Here is a 2,250-nt window from a genome sequence, read left to right on the forward strand (position 1 = left end):
AAACTAAATAATCTAGTGGCGATAGCGAAGAGGTCACACTCGTTCCCATGCCGAACACGATCGTTAAGCTCTTCAGCGCCGATGGTAGTTAGGGGTTTCCCCTTGTGAGAGTAGGACGTTGCTAGGTAAACAAGAAAAACACATTCCAATCGGAGTGTGTTTTTCTTATAGATAATTAATATTTATTACAATAATATAGGGCTGTCCCTGCGTCTCAAAGTGTAGCTTCGATGCATGCTTCCTCGGGACAAAGGAGCGCGAAGGTGTTTCAAAGTAGCAAATCATGATGCAATTGAGTTCAACAGCTTCGTTGCTAGACAAATAAGAAAAAGCACATTCTAAACGGAGTGTGCTTTTCTGTTATATAAAAATGAGATTATGTTTGATGTTTTCTTAAGTTACTGGCATTCTTCTTGCGATTATTAAATTTTACTTGCGATAAATAAGTTTTATCTTGCACAGCAATAAATAGAAAGCATAATTCTTAAGTTATTAGCATTTTACTTGCGATAATCGCAATTTATTTTGCGATTCCCCTTAGTTAACTTGCGATAAATGAGGTCTATCTTGCTCAGTAATAAAAAAAATAGACCTTTATCGAAAGGCCTGTTAAGAAATATTTAATAAAGAGTGCTTTAATTTTCTTAGTTTTTGTAAATAGTATTTATAAAACTCATCAGTTACATCAGAACAAACAATTTCTCGTTCGCAGTTTTCGCAAATATAAATATCACAAATATGAATTCCTTGGTAGCTTCTCTGTTCACATACTGAACATTTTTCTTGGCAGTGCCCTTTTTTCATTATTTGTTCACCTCCATAGTTCATTAATTTCCAATGAAGGATAAACTATACATAAAAATCTGACTTTTTTAAAAATAACGACTCTGTTCAATATATGCATAGATGAACCACAATGTGTATGTCTTTATTAAAGTACTATAATATTTTTTTATTACCTTTTCTAAAACAACCTTTTTAGTTAATTAACTAGTTATGTGCGAATTGTTTCGTTATAATTAGAACAGTATTTTACAAAGATATTTTTAAAAGTCATTATTAAATTATTAAATTCGCTTTATAACATTAAGGACTTTCATAATCAATTTTTTCGCCATTTCAAACTATAAGTAGTTGCGTTAAACCGCTCGCAACTACTTATAGTTTGAAATGGCTCAATTAAGGTGATTATGAAATTCACTCACATAAAAAGTTTTTACTAATAGATGTTAAAGGAAATGTGTGAAATGGATCAGAATAAGTTACCGCTTTTTGAAGCACTTTTAGCCCACCATCAAAAAAACTCGTCCTCTTTTCACGTACCTGGACATAAAAATGGAGTATTAATGCCTGAAGCAGCCAAGCTGTGGTATCGTTCATTATTACCATTAGATGTAACAGAGCTTAGTGGCTTAGATGATTTGCATCACCCTTCAGGTGTTATAAAAGAGGCAGAACAATTAACCGCAGATTTGTATCGTTCAGAGCGATGTTTTTTTCTCGTAGGTGGTTCTACGGCTGGGAATTTAGCAATGATTTTGGCTACTTGTGAAGAAGGCGATACCGTCTTAGTACAACGAAATAGCCATAAGTCTATTTTAAATGGATTACGCTTAGCTAAAGTTCAGCCTATATTTTTACAGCCGAAATTCGACCGAGAGGCACAAATAGCTACTTGTTTAGATGAGGACGACGTTATTGAAAATATAAAAAAGTTTTCCGATGCAAAAGCAATCATTATTACTAATCCTAATTACTACGGGTTTACGGTATCATTAAAGAATATCGTCACTGAGGCTCATAAGTATGATATTGCTGTGTTAGTCGATGAAGCTCATGGCGCTCATTTTGGCCACCAATCTTCCTTATTGCCTAAATCAGCACTTGAGGATGGTGCTGATGTTGTAGTGCAGTCAGCTCATAAAACGCTTCCGGCAATGACGATGAGTTCCTATTTACACTTTAATAGTAAGTTAGTGGACATTGAAAAACTAGCGTATTATTTACAAGTGCTACAGTCGAGTAGCCCTTCCTATCCGTTAATGGCTTCACTTGATTTAGCAAGGTATTTTTTAGCGACACTTACTGAAGAACAATTATTAAATACTTTAAAAAGTATAAAGGAGCATTCCTGTTAGAAGGATTTTCGGGGACTTGAAAAAAAAAGAGCCCTCCTGGTATGATACGGGGTGTCAAATCGTGCACCGAGATGACCCCTAACTTAGTTAACCAAGGAGGACTTCATAATGA

At 34.7% G+C, this 2,250-nt stretch carries 2 protein-coding genes and 1 rRNA gene; 2 read left to right on the top strand and 1 reads right to left on the bottom strand.

Annotation, left to right across the window (positions count from 1 at the left end; translation table 11 throughout):
• The first annotated feature begins 11 nt into the window (after positions 1-11).
• A 5S ribosomal RNA gene (rrf, locus tag BKP35_RS10605) occupies positions 12-127 on the top strand.
• Between the two features lie 482 nt (positions 128-609).
• On the opposite strand, the gene BKP35_RS10610 is transcribed toward rrf, so the two are convergent.
• Positions 610-804: a sigma factor G inhibitor Gin gene (locus BKP35_RS10610; RefSeq protein WP_071313330.1), complete on the bottom strand. Its 195-nt coding sequence runs from the start codon at positions 802-804 to the stop codon at positions 610-612.
• Between the two features lie 443 nt (positions 805-1,247).
• On the opposite strand from BKP35_RS10610, the gene BKP35_RS10615 reads away from it, so the two are divergent.
• Positions 1,248-2,138, top strand: a complete 891-nt coding sequence (locus tag BKP35_RS10615) for an aminotransferase class I/II-fold pyridoxal phosphate-dependent enzyme (protein WP_071313331.1) — start codon at positions 1,248-1,250, stop codon at positions 2,136-2,138.
• Positions 2,139-2,250: the final 112 nt, after the last annotated feature.

The organism is Anaerobacillus arseniciselenatis, assembly GCF_001865995.1.
Lineage (GTDB): Bacteria > Bacillota > Bacilli > Bacillales > Anaerobacillaceae > Anaerobacillus > Anaerobacillus arseniciselenatis.